The sequence below is a fragment of the Flammeovirga sp. AWQ4_249 genome (assembly GCF_056161045.1).
Genome location: NZ_JBSWYJ010000013.1, coordinates 26,498 through 41,743 on the forward strand (window position 1 = coordinate 26,498; position 15,246 = coordinate 41,743).

Sequence of the window (15,246 nt, forward strand, 5' to 3'; positions counted from 1 at the left end):
TATAGATTGATTATGTCGCAGTTATTGCTCACATTATTAGTATTTACTCCAATTTTTGGAACATTTGTAATTTTATTATTGCCAAATAGTTTAAAACCTCAATTTGGTAAAATTACAATCGCTATCAATGCATTTCAGTTGTTGGTGGCCTCTTATTTAATGTTGGGTTATGTAGGTTTATCCGATGAAATGAATGGTATTCTTTCATTAGATAAGTTTCAATACCTTGAAAATTTAGAATGGATTACTTTAAACTTAGGAACTTTTGGTAAACTATCAGCCGATTATTCTTTGGGTATTGATGGACTTAGTAATTCAATGATTTTACTAACAGCAATAGTAATGCTGATAGGAGCAATATCATCACTAGAAATCAACCAAAAAAGAAGAGGGTTTTATTCTCTCTATTTATTGTTAAGTGGAACAATTATGGGTTGTTTCCTAGCTCTTGATTTCTTCTTATTCTATTTATTCTTTGAATTTATGCTTCTTCCTATGTACTTCTTAATTGGTATTTGGGGAGGAAAGAATAGTGAATATGCCTCTATAAAATTCTTTATTTATACTTTAGTTGGATCAATATTTATTTTGGTAATTATGATTGCTTTAGCAGCGTCAGTTATTGATCCATATGCTACAGCAGTTCAGGTAGGTCTTGTTGATTCAGTTCAAAATGTAACTCCGGCTATCTTAGACCAGGTACATGTACTTCTTGTTTCTGGTAAAATAGAACAGTCCAACTTAGTAAGAACTTTTTCATTAATCCATATGATGGATGCTTCGAATTATATCCCAAACGCTATTCTCTCCCTTGATTCAGGAGCGATGTTATTTGGTACTCATGTTCGATTTGTGGCATTCTTAATGGTATTTACTGGGTTTGCAATTAAGTTGCCAGTTGTACCTCTACATACATGGCTTCCAGATGCACACGTTGAAGCACCAACTTCCATTTCAGTGGTTTTAGCTGGGATTTTATTGAAAATTGGTGGTTATGGAATGTTAAGAATCGCTTACTCTATCTTCCCTGACGGGGCACATCATTTTGCATGGTATATCGCTCTAGGAGGAGTAATCTCAATATTGTATGGAGCTTTTGTTGCCTTGGGGACACATAATCTAAAGAGGATGATTGCCTATTCTTCTGTGTCTCATATGGGATTTGTAATGTTAGGTATTGCATCATTGACTGCTGAAGGTATTTCAGGTGCTATCTTTCAGATGTTCTCTCATGGAATTATTTCGGCAGCACTTTTCTTAATTGCAGGTGTCTTGTATTATAGAACTGGTAATTTAGAAATAGAAAATTATAGTGGTTTATCTTCGAAAATGCCGAGATATACTATGTTAGCTACAATTGCTTTTTTCGCCTCTTTAGGTTTACCAGGTTTTTCAGGTTTTATGGCTGAATTATTCGTCTTTTTAGGGGCATTTAATTCTTCTGCTGTTAATAACTTAATTCCAAGATGGATGACAATTGTGGCTACTTTAGGTTTAGTATTAAGTGCAGCATATTACTTATGGGCAATGCAAAGAATTTTCCTTGGTAAGTTCTATTTAAAAGATGAGTCTGTAAAAGAAAAATTAAAGGATTTAACTTCAAGAGAATTAATCATGTTGTCTCCTTTAGCGATCATTACATTAATTTTAGGTGTTTACCCTAAATTACTAATTAATCTAATCGAAGGAAGTGTAACCGTTTTTGTAGAGTTTACAAACTATGTCGGTTTAGAGTATATAAAAGTTATTGTTGGGGCTTAAGAAGGGGTATTTGATATGGAACAAGGTTTATTATCGAAATTAAATGATATCATAGAAAGCATCCCTTTTATCTTCTCAGAAGTTTGGATTGCAGTCCTATTAATTTTTATTCTTATTGCAGATTTATTTGTAGGGAAAATAGAAAAAAAAGTTCTCTATATTATAGCTGTAATAGGTGTAATTTTCGATATTGTTTATCTTTCCCTTTTTACTGAAGCGGCACAAATTAAATTGATGTTATTTGCATTAGTACAAGATTCTTGGAGTATCAAATTACGTATTCTAGAAGATGTTGGTGTACTTTTATTGTATATTCAGTTATACATCAATACAGGTTTTCAACCTAAAACACGAACTAAACTTTCAGGAGAAAGTGAGTGGATAATTCTATCATTAGGAATTCTTCTAGGTGCTCACGTAATGACAATGGCGAATGATTTTATCGTTGCTATTCTTGCTTTAGAATTAATGTCTTTACCTTCTTATCTTCTAACTGCATTTAAGGGTGATAAGAAAAGTATTGAGGCTGCTGTTAGGTACTTTTTATTTGGAGCAGTAGCAACATCAATTACTATATATGGTGTTTCTATTTTATATGGCTTATCAACAGCAGTAGATTTGCAAGGAATAGCAGAAGGAACAACACATTCATCTTTACTTTTTACTGTCGGAATTATTCTTACTATGATGGGCTTGTTGTTTAAATTAGGAGGTTTTCCAATGCATATTTGGGTTCCTGATGTTTATCAATCTGCCCCTATAGAAGCTGTTGCTTTTTTCTCTACGGTTCCTAAGGTTGGTGCGACAGTATTCTTGTATAGGTTCTTTTATGAGTTAGATTTAATTCAACAAGATTTTCTGCCTTATTTTATTTTGGTTATAGCAACTGTTTCTATGTTTGTAGGTAACCTTGCAGCTTTGTATCAAAAAAGCTTGAGAAGGTTAATGGGATATAGTTCAATTGCCAATGCAGGATTTTTCATTGTAGCCATTCTTAACAAGGGTGAAATCGCAATGAATGCTTTGTTTTACTTTTTGTGGGTATATGTTATTGCAAATTTTGCCATATTCTATTTTATTGGTGAGTTAGAAAGAGTTAAGTCTTCAGATAATTTAGAGGACTTAGAAGGTATTGGCTGGTCAAGCAATGCAAAAATATGGGGCCCTGCAATTGTTTTAGTAGTCGTATCCTTAATTGGTTTACCTCCTTTAGCAGGTTTTATGGGTAAATTATTGATTTTCACTTCTCTTTGGGAATTGTATAATCAAAATAAGGATTTTATCTATCTAGTAGCATTATTTTTAGGTTTATTAAATACGGCAATATCCCTCGTCTATTACATGAAAATACCTTATTTCATGTATAAAAGGAATCATAAAGTTGAAATGGATATTAATCCTACTTTATCAAGAATTATTATTATTTTAGGGCTATTCTTATTAATTACATTCTTAATTCCATCGATATTATTATGATGGGGTGATTTTTTTAGCGACCATCTATGTATATTAATTCATTCTTATTTGCCATTTTATTATCCTTCTCAGTAGGCCTTGTAGCATTACTGATCATTTTTTATTTTAGGTCACTTAAGCATCAGAAAAAGACCGTTCAGAAGGAAATAAGAAATTTAAGAATGTTGAATTTACTGATGGAACACTCACCTGATGTAATTTTTTCTGTTGACAAGTCATTCAATTATCTAGCATTTAATAATGCACACGTTGAAACAATGAAATCTGTTTATGGTCAGAAAATTGAATTAGGAAAGAATATTCTAGATTACATGAGGGTCAATGATGATGCTGATGTGGCTGAACAAGATATAAGAAGGGCTTTAAAAGGAGAAAATTATTCTGTTATTCGCTCTTACGGCGATGAGGATAACTTTACGAGAGCTTATTTTGAAGCGACATACAATCCTATTAATAATTTAGGAGAAACAATAGGAGTTTCTGTAGTAGTTAGAAATGTTACTGAACATATTGTCTCTCAAGAGAACCTAAAAAGAAGTGAAAGAAAATACAAGCAACTATTTCATTATAACTACTTAGGGGCTTTAGTCATTACTAATAATACAATTATTGATGCAAACGATACAGCAACTGTATTGTTAGGTTTGGAGATGCATGATCTTCTCGGGATGTCTATTGAAGAATTGTTTGAAATTAAAGGAAAGATTTCGATAAAAGGTGAAAAGGTTAAATATTATAACTCAGATGAGAAAATATTTACTTTGAGAAGCGAGAAAATTGGAGATGATAAAGATGTTCAAGAAATCGTTTTTATTGAAAATAGTACCGAGCAATATGAAGCAGAAAAAGCATTATTAGAAGCTCATAAACAAACAAAAGTATTAATTGAAAGCTCTAAAAATTATATCTTTTCAATAGGGCTAGATTTTAATCTGATCTCTTTTAATTCAAAATTTAAGAAACTACTAGAAGAGACCTTTAATATTAATATTAATGAAAATATCTGTATACAAGAGTCAATATATAAAGATTTCTTCGAAAGATTTTTCGATCCATTACAACAAGGTTTTACAAATGGTGAAACCTTAGAATCAGAATTTCAATTTGAAAATGGATTAGTACTACAATCCGTTTTTTCTCCTCTGATTAATTCTAATAAAGAAGTATATGCTATCGCAGTTTATAACTTAGATATAACAGAAAAGAGGAAAAATGAAATTGAAATTAAAAATCTAAATAGTTCATTAGAACAAAAAGTAAGAGAAAGAACATACGAATTAGATCAACAACAAGTAAAGTTAGACCTGGCATTAAATGCAGCTAATATTGGAACTTGGTCTTTTACATCTTCTGAGAAATTTTCATGGGATAGAAAGATCAGTAAGCTCTTTGGTATTCACGAATTCAATAAGGATAATCTTATTAAACAAGTTTTGAATACTGTCGATAAAGAAGATAGAGCTTATGTAATTAGTCTATTTAAGAAGATTTTAATTGGAGAGTTACATAATATAAATCTATCAGTTAAGATTCATCATAGTTTAAGAGGAGAACAATATATCCAAATTTATGGACGCTCAAGGTTTGAAAATGGTACTTATGAAATGCATGGAGTGTGTTGGAATTTAACACATCAAAAAAGTGTTGAGATAGAATTAGAAAAAGCTAGGAACTCAGCAGAAGAATCTAATAAGGCAAAAAGTATGTTCTTAGCCAATATTTCCCATGAAATAAGGTCTCCATTAAATGCGATTATTGGATTAAGTAATATTCTTTATAGAAAATCTTCCTCAGAAAACTTATCAGATGAATTTATTGAACAGCTAAAATATATTTATTTCAATGGTGAATATTTATCTGAATTGATTAATAATATTCTGGATTATTCTAGAATTGATGCTGGAAAGATGCAAATCTTTTTAGAGACAATGGATCTAAGAAGTTTTATTAATCTAACTACAAAAATTCATACGCCTTCAGCTCAAGAAAAGAATGTATCTTTATCTTATGAAATTGATAATAATGTACCTGATAAGATTGTAACAGATAGTACTAAGTTTAGACAAATTCTAACAAATTTATTGAGTAATGCAATAAAGTTCACTAAAAAAGATACTGAAATAAACATTGTTATTTCATCCAATGAAGAATGTTTACAACTTTCAGTAAAGGATAAAGGAATAGGTATCTCTGAGGATAGAATAGATGTAATCTTTGATTCATTTGAACAGGCTGATAATTCTGTGACAAGACAATATGGAGGAACAGGGTTAGGATTAGCCATAACAAAGAAGTTAGTAGAAATGCTAAAGGGACAAATTAAAGTCTATAGTATAGAAGGGGAAGGGGCCACTTTTATTGTTCAATTACCTTTATTAGTGCTAGAGGAAGCACATTCTTTGGAAAATAATGGTAGAGTAGGTGATGTTAGTTTTGAAACGGATTCAAAAGTTCTCGTTGTTGAAGATAATAAGATGAATCAGTTTATGATGAAAGCATTATTTAAACAACTTTCTTTAGCCATTGAAATTGCAGAAAACGGTCAAGAGGCTGTTGATTTAATTTTAGAAAAGAAATACGATCTTATATTAATGGATCTTCATATGCCAGTTTTAGGAGGTATAGAAGCTTCAGAAATAGTTAGGGAAAAAGGTATAGAAACGCCTATTGTTGCATTAACTGCAGATGCTTTTTGGGATAAGAGATTCAAGGCTTTTTCAGTAGGAATTAATAATTATCTTACAAAACCACTTGATCGTAATGATCTTATTAATGTTTTAAAAAAATATTTATTAAAGGAAAATAGTACCTCATATAAGTATTTTGATACAATTCATCATCAAGAATTAATTCAAGAGATTAGGGAATTAACAACTTCAAAAGCATTAAGCATTGATCATAAGTTGTCAAGACTTACATCAATTAGAATGATTTTGCAAGAATATGACACTGGTTTCAACAAATATATTGATAACTTATCTGAAGCAATTGCAAGTGATAAGAATGTTGACTTGTTTTAATCAAAGAAATATGATTTAGTTGAAATTTCAGCATTCAACTCGTGAAGCATAGAGTATAGCCCAAAATATGTTCTGTTGACATATAGACCATCTCTCAATCCACGTGGTTTTTTTGAACTCCTTAATAACTTTTGATTTTCTTGATCATCCGCTAAGGCTGCTATCTCGTCAAAATATTCTTTTTGACCAAAATCAAAACGATCATTCTGAAAGGGTTTTGAAAGGATATTTATCATTGATGTAAAAAGCTTATCAAGTTTATCTTTTTCATCTTGAGAGTCATCATCATAAATGAAGTTCATATTACTGAACACAACTTTACGTTTCTCTGGATCAGATAAATTTTCACCTCTCATTAACTCAAAATAATTGGTGTAAAAAACTTCAGGAATCTCTTTTACACATCCAAAATCGATAATACCCATACTGCCATCTTCTTTCATAAGGAAATTACCGGGATGAGGGTCAGCATGAACTTCTTTCATTTTGTGTATTTGGAAATCATAAAAATCCCATAAAGCTTGACCAATTTGATTTCTAACTTCTTGACTTGGATTTGTTTCGATAAACTCATTTAAATGCATCCCTTCAAGCCAATCCATAGTTAATATCTTTTTGGAAGAATATTCAGGGTAGTAGTTGGGGAAATGAATGTTGGAGATATGTTCACAAGCTTTTGAAATTTTTACAGAACGTTCTAATTCCAATTCATAATCTGTTTCTGAAAGAAGCATTATTTCAACCTCTTCCATATAATGCTCAACATCCTTTTCTTTCAAACCAATCATCCTAACAGCAATAGGTTTTACTAGCTTCAGATCAGAGCTTACACTTTCAGCGACACCAGGATATTGTACTTTAACTGCATACTTTTTATCGCCTATTGTAGCCAAATGAACTTGACCTATGGAAGCTGCATTTACAGCTTCTTTTGAGAAAGTATCAAATATATCGTATGGAGCCTTACCAAAAGCCTTCATGAATGTTTTATTCACTAAAGGCAATGAAAGGGGAGGAGCTGAATACTGTGACATTTGAAATTGATCCACATAAGCTTGAGGAAGTAAGTTCTTATCCATACTCATCATTTGAGCTACTTTTAAAGCACTACCTTTTAATTCACTCAAAGCTTCATATACATCATTTGCATTTTCTTGATCTAATTCTGCTTTTCTATCATAATTTGAATCCAGAACACTTTTTGCGTAGTGCTTTAAGTAATTTGAACTTACTTTGGCACCTACTTTCACAAATTTACTTACCCTTTGTGTTCTTGTAGATGGTATACTTTTTTGGATTTTATTTTTAACGTCACTCATAACTTACTTCTGAAATAAAAACTTTGCAAAAAGGAAGGCTGAATCTGTAAAATTAGGTTCAAGCAAATCCATAATTGCATTTACACTCTTTTCAATTGCTTCGTCTGTCTTTTCTTTTTCATTAGAATCATCAGACAAACTAAATTTAACGATGAATATAGATTGATAGAATACAATATCACTGTAGTAGTTTGATATGAAATATCTATCGGCAATTTCACCAGTATCAATTCCTTCTTGAATAACTTTCTGAATACTTTTTAAAAACACATTTTTGAGAAAAGTTGTTCGATCATTCATTATAGATAACTCGAAAGGGGAATGAATGTTTGAAGTGTATTTATAAAAAGCTTCATCCTTTTTGATTACTTCAATGTAATTATAGAAAAAAGATAACAACTTTTCTCTAACAGTATACTCATCATAATTTGGATCATTTTCAGAATGAGAGATAGCGGTTTGTATTCCACTTTCCCAAATTCTAGTTTCTATTAAATCTAGATCTTTAAACGTTTCAGTTATCTCACTTTTATTCTCTTCTAACTCATTTGGAATTAGCTCATTAATCGATTTTGGACGTCGATTATTAGACAAAATAAAGTTGATATAAGATAATTCTATTTTTTTTAAAATTTCACTCATATTGTTTAGGTATTTTAATAAATGTATGTTAATTTCATAACCGAAGTTTGTTTGTTAGTTTAGTTTATTAAAGTGGAAGGAACCTCTGATTTTCGGGGGTTTCTTTTTTATTTTTCGAATAAATATCAACAATTAGATACTATTAATACTATATTTTACTATTGTCATCGGTTTAATTAACTTTGTACTATTACAAAATAACAAACCTTTTTATCGTGAACAACAGTGAAAGCGTAGCTTTGTTTTCAAAAGCTCAAAATAGTATCCCCGGAGGTGTAAATTCACCTGTGAGAGCATTTAAATCAGTAGGAGGAACTCCATTATTTATAAAAGGAGCTGAGGGAGCCTACATGATCGATGAAAATGATAATAAATACATTGAATTAATTAATTCATGGGGTCCAATGATTTTGGGTCATGCCAATCCTGAAATTACTTCAGCTGTAAAAAATGCTGTAAGTGATTCACTTTCATTCGGAGCACCAACAGCTAAAGAAATTGAAATTGCAGAGCTAATCTGCGAAATGGTTCCTTCAATTGAAAAAGTTAGAATGGTTAACTCTGGTACTGAAGCAACAATGTCTGCTATCAGAGTAGCTAGAGGTTATACAGGAAGAGATAAGTTTATCAAAATTGAAGGTTGTTATCATGGTCATGGTGATTCTTTCTTGATTGCAGCAGGTAGTGGAGCGGTCACAATGGGTGTACCAAATAGCCCTGGTGTTACAGAAGGAACAGCAAAAGATACATTGCTAGCACCATATAATGATGTAGATGCAATTGAAAAACTAGTTTCTGAAAATAAAGATGAAATTGCAGCACTTATCATTGAGCCAGTTCCTGGTAACATGGGCTTAGTAATACCAAAAGATAATTATTTACAAAAACTGAGAGATATCTGTGATAGAGAAGGTATTGTATTGATCTTCGATGAAGTGATGACAGGCTTCAGGTTAGCAAAAGGTGGTGCTCAGGAAGTATTTAATGTTAAACCAGATATGACTACCTTAGGTAAAATCATCGGTGGTGGTATGCCAGTAGGTGCTTATGGTGGTAAAAAAGAAATTATGGAGTATGTAGCTCCTGCAGGACCTGTTTATCAAGCAGGAACATTATCAGGTAATCCAGTTGCCATGGCTGCAGGCTTAACAATGCTACGTCATTTAAATGAGCATCCAGAAGTCTATACAGAATTAGAAGAAAAGGGTAAATTTTTAGCAGAAGGTATTCAAAAAATCTTAGAAGAAAAAAGCTTGCCTTATAATGTAACATTATTAGGATCAATGATCTGTATTTTCTTTACAGATAAAGGAGTGAATAATTTTGCTGATGCCCAAACAACAGACACTGAAAAGTTTGGTAAATTCTTCCATGCAATGTTAGATAATGGGGTTTATTTACCACCATCACAATATGAAAGTTGGTTTATGTCAACTGCTTTAACAGAAGAAAATCTAAAACACATTCTTTCAGCAATAGAAAAATCTTTAGACGTAGCTCTTGCTTAATTATGAGTCAACGAAAAAAAGGATTTTATAAACCAAAAGAAGTTGTCACTTGTAAAAAATATAAGTGGCAACATCTTTTGCTCTATGGTTTTCGATTGGATAAGTCAAAATGTCCAATATGTAAAAAAAAGAACCTTACTGAGTTTTCTGACAAAGAAAAGATGTTCATTGATCTTGGTTTAGGTTTTATTTTCGCTACACTTTTTGTTACATTGCCAAAACTTTTTGAATTCGTTGGAATTCAAATGAGCAATATACTCTCTGCTTTGATAGTAATTGGCCTCGTGTTACTCATTAGGAATATTCTTTCCTCTGTGTGGCCGAAACGAAATTAACATCAAAACAATTTTTAAATTTCGATTATTTTTAAAATGACAAATAAGTTAAAATCGATCCTAATTGCAGGTGCAATGACTGCACAATTTGGATTAGCAACTACTGCTACTGCCCAAGACCCATTAAAAGGAGCTCCTGAAAATTGGTTTAACCTTGATTATGCTACTGATAGTGTATATGGAGTTGGAACAGAAAGAGCTTACAAAGAAATCTTAAAAGGAAAAAAAGCTAAAAAAGTCGTTGTAGCTGTTATTGATAGCGGGATTGATATAGACCATGAAGATCTTAAACCAGTTATTTGGGTAAACTCTAAAGAGATTGCTGGAAATGGAAAAGACGATGATAATAACGGTTACATTGATGATGTAAACGGTTGGGATTTCATCGGTGGTAAAGATGGTTCTTTCGTAAATGAAGAAAACCTTGAAGTTGCACGTCTATATGGTACTTTGAGTAAACAATTTGATGGTAAATCAGAAGACGATATTACTAAAGCAGAAAAGAAAGATTATGCTCTTTGGTTAGAGGTAAAAGAAGATTTCGAGTCTGGGTTAACTACTGCTCAAGAGAATCTTCAAAACTACCAAATGTTGCTTCACCAATTCAAAAGAGGAAAAGCATTATTTGTAGCTTACTTTGATTTAGAATCAGAAGATGAACTTTTAGGTGCATTAGAATCTTTAGAATCACAAGATGAAGTTCTTGTGGGTATGAAAGAGGTTGTTGTTAGCATGATGAGCCGAGGAGTTACTGAGGAAAGAATTCAAGAAGGTGTTGATTACTTCAATGATCAAGTAGAGTATAATTACAACCCTGATTTTAATTCTCGTGAGATTGTTGGTGATGATATCAATAACAAAAAAGAAAAATATTATGGTAATAACAGTGTAGTTGGTCCTGATGCAATGCATGGTACTCATGTTGCTGGTATTATTGGAGCTGTAAGAGGTAATGACATCGGTATGGATGGTGTTGCTGATAATGTTGAAATCATGGTTGTTAGAACTGTTCCTAATGGTGATGAAAGAGACAAAGACGTTGCGAATTCTATCCGTTACGCAGTTGATAATGGAGCTCAAATTATTAATATGAGTTTTGGTAAACCTTACTCTCCATATAAAGCGGACGTAGATGCAGCAGTTAAATATGCAGATTCTAAAGGTGTTTTATTGGTTCATGCAGCAGGTAATGACAATAAAGATACTGATACAGAAAGAAACTTCCCTAAGGATAAATACCTAAAAGGCGGTACAGCTAGAAATTGGATCGAAGTAGGTGCTTCAACTTGGCATACTGATGAAACATTGCCAGCGGCATTTTCAAACTATGCAAAGAAGAATGTTGATCTATTTGCTCCAGGATATAATATCTACTCAACAGTGCCAGGTTCTGAATACCAAGCATTAAACGGTACAAGTATGGCTTCTCCAGTTGTGGCTGGTTGTGCTGCAGTATTAATGTCTTACTATCCAAACTTGTCAGCTGCACAAGTCAAGAAGATTTTGATGAAAACGGTGACACCTTTAAAAGCTAAAGAAGTTTTAAAACCTGGATACAATGATTTAGGTGAAGATGAAGAGCCAGAAAATGTAAAATTTGGTGAATTATCAGTTACAGGAGGTGTAATTAACCTTTATGAAGCTGTGAAATATGCGGAAAAAATTTCTAAGTAATTAGACTTTCCTACAACAAAAAAGACTTCTCAAGTAAAATTGAGAAGTCTTTTTTGTTTTATATCAATTTCTTTATTCTACTAATAAATTATCTATGAGTCTTACCTTTCCTAAATGAGCTGCAATTACTATTGCATAAGAAGGAGGTATGATATAATCATCTACAGGTTTCAAATCTGTGGTATTGACGATTTCAAGATATTCTAAGTGGAAAGAAGTATTGTTTTGAAATTTATGAATTCCCCAATCTAAAACTTCCTTTGGAGATTGATGCTGTGAAATCTTTTCTTTCATTTTAGAAATTATCTCATAAATGAATGGTGCCTTCATTCTTTCTTCAGAAGTTAACCTCAAATTTCTAGAAGACATTGCAAGACCATCACTTTCTCTTACGGTGGGAACTCCAACTATTTCAATTCCAAAAGATAAATCTTTGGTCATTTTCCTAATAATTAGAAATTGCTGAAGATCTTTAAGACCAAAAAAAGCTGAATCAGGATTTACCATATGAAATAGTTTACTAACAACAATACCAACACCATTGAAGTGTCCAGGTCTAAATGCACCTTCTAATTGTTTTTCAATTTCTCCAAATTGAAACCCTACAATACTTTTATTATCAACTCCTGTAGGATACATTTCATCAACAGAAGGAAGAAATAAAATATCACAACCTTCAGCTTCCAATAAAGCCATGTCTTCTTCGTGTTTTATCGGATAATGTTTTAAGTCAATAGCGTTATTAAATTGAGTAGGATTGACAAAAATACTACAAATGGTTATATCATTTTTTTGCTTTGATTGACGAATTAAGGTTAAGTGCCCTTCATGTAATGCACCCATTGTTGGAACAAAACCGATCGTTTTTTTAGAAAATTTGCAATTATTGACAAATTCCTTTAAGGTACCAACTGTATTAAAAACGTTCATTTTAGGGGTTGATTTTTTAAAAATAAATTACTAAGTAACTGTATCTATTTATCTTAGTTTAATATAATTAAGTTGAATTTAAGTAAGTTCTTCCGTACTTTTGCGTAGAAAAGGTGTAAATACGGTAGAATATGTCGAAATTAAAAATTCTTTATGTCTCAAGTGAGATAAATCCATTTTTGAAAACTTCTGAAGTAGCAGACTACGTTAGGAAGCTTCCTCAGTCGATGCAAGAAAGAGGAATGGAAATCAGAATTATGGTTCCAAGATTTGGATTGATCAATGAGCGTAAGAACAGATTGCATGAGGTAGTAAGACTTTCGGGAATGAACATTGCCGTAGGTGAGGACGAAAAGCCACTAACAATAAAAGTAGCTTCAATTCAAAGTGCTAAATTACAAGTATATTTTATAGACAACGAAGACTATTTCCATAGAAAATCAGTATTCAGAGACAAAAAGAGTGATGAATTCTTCTCTGATAATGATGATAGAGCAGTTTTCTTCTGTAAAGGTGTGATTGAAACTGTAAAGAAATTAGGTTGGGCTCCAGATGTTGTTCATTGTAACGACTGGTTTACAAGCTTTATTCCTCTTTACTTAAAGACTTCATATAAAAATGATCCTATGTTCAAAAATGCGAAGACTGTCTTTACAGTATACAACACGCAATTTGATCATAAATTCAATCATGAACAATTGACAAATAAAGTAAAAATGTTAGACATTGATGACTCAATGTTGACTGATTTATCTTCTGCGGATTATAATAGCTTTATTAAGATTGGATCAGAATATGCAGATAAGGTAACTAAAGGTTCACCATCTATTGATGATTCTGTTGAAGAAGTTTTATCTTCTTATGGGGAAAAACTAACAGAAACAGAGCCTGAGGGTGAAGAGTACGCTGAATCATATTATGATATATATACTGGATTAGCTAAATAAATAGCTTTTTAAGTATTTTTAATCAAAAAAGGCAGTCGAATTAAAAACGACTGCCTTTTTTGTTTGTGTACTTCTAGATTATTTGCAATTTTTGTCATCACGTATTTATACTAGGTTTTCAACCATTTTAAACAATCCATTGTCATGGAAAAAGAGGGGTTGTAAAATCCCACTTTTTAACTGATAATTATTCCAGATGAATAAAAGAAATTTATACATTAAAGCGATTTCATTTTTAGTAGTAATTTTTTGCTTTTCTTGTGAACGTTCAGAGCTACAAAGTATCGTCATTGGTGGTGACTTAATCGATGATCAAGCAATAATGGTATATGTCGATACTTTTGATATTGAAATCGAAACACACTACAAAGATTCTTTATATACAAAAAATGGATCTAACTTTTTAGTTGGTTATGTAGATGAAGGTACAGAAATTGGCAATACGAGAACATCTACTTATACTCAATTAAGTATTGGATCAGAAGAAGCCTTAACTTTTGATGATAAAGTGTTGGATTCAATATCACTATCACTAGCTTTAGATAAAACAACTCTATATGGTGATACTACAAAAGAAATTACATTAGAAGTATATGAGTTATTAGATGATATTGAAGGTGACTCTGCTGAATACTTTTCAAATGACGTAATTGCTTATGGAGCAACTCCAATTGGTACTAGGACTTTTAAAGTATCTGATATTACTACAGACACTGTGGAAATAGAATTAGATAGTTTGTTTGGTGTGAAAATTATTGAGGGTGCAGAATATGCCGATCAAGATGAATTTGCCGAACATATTAAAGGTTTACATATCAAAGTCAAGGATGATCAAGAGTCGGCTTGGGCAGGGCGTTACAGTTTAGAAAATTTCGGAACTGTAGTGACCATGAATATGCATTATTTTGGAGAATCTCAAGAAGATACAGTAAGAGATGTATATTACTTTGGATTTAGCAATCGTTTTAACAATATTGACTATACTCAAGGTACTTTAACTCAAGATATTCAAATTGGAGATGTTGTAAGTACGGATGATACTGATCATTATGGATTTGTGTTTGAAGGAACAGGAATGGTAGCTAAGATTAAATTTCCTACTTTGGTGAATCTTATGCTAAAAGAGGATGGCTCATTAAGAGAAGTACAGATTAATAAAGCTGATTTAGCAATTACTGCTATAGGTTCTGATGATGATGATAATAAAATCTATCCTGCTTCTAACATTTTACCTCCATCAGGGTTGTATTTTGGTTTTATGGATGCTGATGGAACTATTCAAACAGTAAGTTCTGAATCAAAGCAATATAAATTATTACAAGCGCAATACCCTTCTGCAGGTGATTATCAAATAGGGTATAATGCTGCAACACAAACTTATTCATGGGCTAAATTAGCTCAATATCTACAAGATAGAACATTTAAAGAGGCTCAAGGAGTACCTTTAGATGATGATGGATTAGTTTTATTACCAAATCAGCAATCTAGTTCAATAAGAAAGTTAGTTTTTGCTGATAATGAAAATACATTGTCTCACCCGTTGAATGCTCAGCCAATGAAAATGCGTTTAATCATTTATTATGCTGTTTTTAACGAGGACCCAACTGCTCAGAACTAAGAGCGGTATTACTATA

10 protein-coding genes are annotated in these 15,246 nt (G+C 31.9%); 7 read left to right on the forward strand and 3 right to left on the reverse strand.

Features of this window, described 5'->3' with window-relative positions; translation table 11 throughout:
• Positions 1 to 12: 12 nt before the first annotated feature.
• The 3 genes from ACXAHM_RS11870 to ACXAHM_RS11880 all read left to right on the forward strand — a co-directional run bounded on the left by ACXAHM_RS11870 (position 13) and on the right by ACXAHM_RS11880 (position 6,257).
• The gene (locus tag ACXAHM_RS11870) at positions 13 to 1,761 is read left to right on the forward strand and encodes a complex I subunit 4 family protein (protein ID WP_474960656.1); all 1,749 of its coding nucleotides are present in this window, start codon (positions 13 to 15) and stop codon (positions 1,759 to 1,761) included.
• A 15-nt stretch (positions 1,762 to 1,776) separates the two neighbouring features.
• The gene (locus tag ACXAHM_RS11875; RefSeq protein WP_474960657.1) at positions 1,777 to 3,237 is read left to right on the forward strand and encodes an NADH-quinone oxidoreductase subunit N; all 1,461 of its coding nucleotides are present in this window, start codon (positions 1,777 to 1,779) and stop codon (positions 3,235 to 3,237) included.
• A 161-nt stretch (positions 3,238 to 3,398) separates the two neighbouring features.
• On the forward strand, positions 3,399 to 6,257 hold the full coding sequence (locus ACXAHM_RS11880) for a hybrid sensor histidine kinase/response regulator (protein WP_474960658.1): 2,859 nt from the start codon (positions 3,399 to 3,401) through the stop codon (positions 6,255 to 6,257).
• On the opposite strand, the gene ACXAHM_RS11885 is transcribed toward ACXAHM_RS11880, so the two are convergent.
• A complete protein-coding gene (locus tag ACXAHM_RS11885) occupies positions 6,254 to 7,576 on the reverse strand; it encodes an ABC1 kinase family protein (RefSeq protein ID WP_474960659.1) in 1,323 nt (440 codons plus the stop codon). The two genes, ACXAHM_RS11880 and ACXAHM_RS11885, sit on opposite strands and share 4 nt — an antisense overlap.
• A gap of 3 nt (positions 7,577 to 7,579) precedes the next feature.
• Entirely contained in the window at positions 7,580 to 8,218 is a 639-nt protein-coding gene (locus ACXAHM_RS11890) for a hypothetical protein (RefSeq protein WP_474960660.1), read from the reverse strand.
• Positions 8,219 to 8,433: 215 nt separating this feature from the next.
• Here ACXAHM_RS11890 and hemL point away from each other — a divergent pair, with 215 nt between their 5' ends.
• Positions 8,434 to 9,726, forward strand: coding sequence for a glutamate-1-semialdehyde 2,1-aminomutase (gene hemL, locus ACXAHM_RS11895; protein ID WP_474960661.1), 1,293 nt, complete (start codon positions 8,434 to 8,436; stop codon positions 9,724 to 9,726).
• 371 nt (positions 9,727 to 10,097) lie between these two features.
• Positions 10,098 to 11,735, forward strand: a complete 1,638-nt coding sequence (locus tag ACXAHM_RS11900) for a S8 family peptidase (RefSeq protein ID WP_474960662.1) — start codon at positions 10,098 to 10,100, stop codon at positions 11,733 to 11,735.
• 72 nt (positions 11,736 to 11,807) lie between these two features.
• On the opposite strand, the gene panC is transcribed toward ACXAHM_RS11900, so the two are convergent.
• The gene (panC, locus tag ACXAHM_RS11905; RefSeq protein ID WP_474960663.1) at positions 11,808 to 12,665 is read right to left on the reverse strand and encodes a pantoate--beta-alanine ligase; all 858 of its coding nucleotides are present in this window, start codon (positions 12,663 to 12,665) and stop codon (positions 11,808 to 11,810) included.
• A 131-nt stretch (positions 12,666 to 12,796) separates the two neighbouring features.
• On the opposite strand from panC, the gene ACXAHM_RS11910 reads away from it, so the two are divergent.
• Both ACXAHM_RS11910 and ACXAHM_RS11915 read left to right on the forward strand, forming a co-directional pair.
• Positions 12,797 to 13,612, forward strand: a complete 816-nt coding sequence (locus ACXAHM_RS11910) for a glycogen/starch synthase (RefSeq protein WP_474960664.1) — start codon at positions 12,797 to 12,799, stop codon at positions 13,610 to 13,612.
• A gap of 196 nt (positions 13,613 to 13,808) precedes the next feature.
• Positions 13,809 to 15,230: a DUF4270 family protein gene (locus ACXAHM_RS11915; protein WP_474960665.1), complete on the forward strand. Its 1,422-nt coding sequence runs from the start codon at positions 13,809 to 13,811 to the stop codon at positions 15,228 to 15,230.
• Positions 15,231 to 15,246 lie beyond the last annotated feature (16 nt).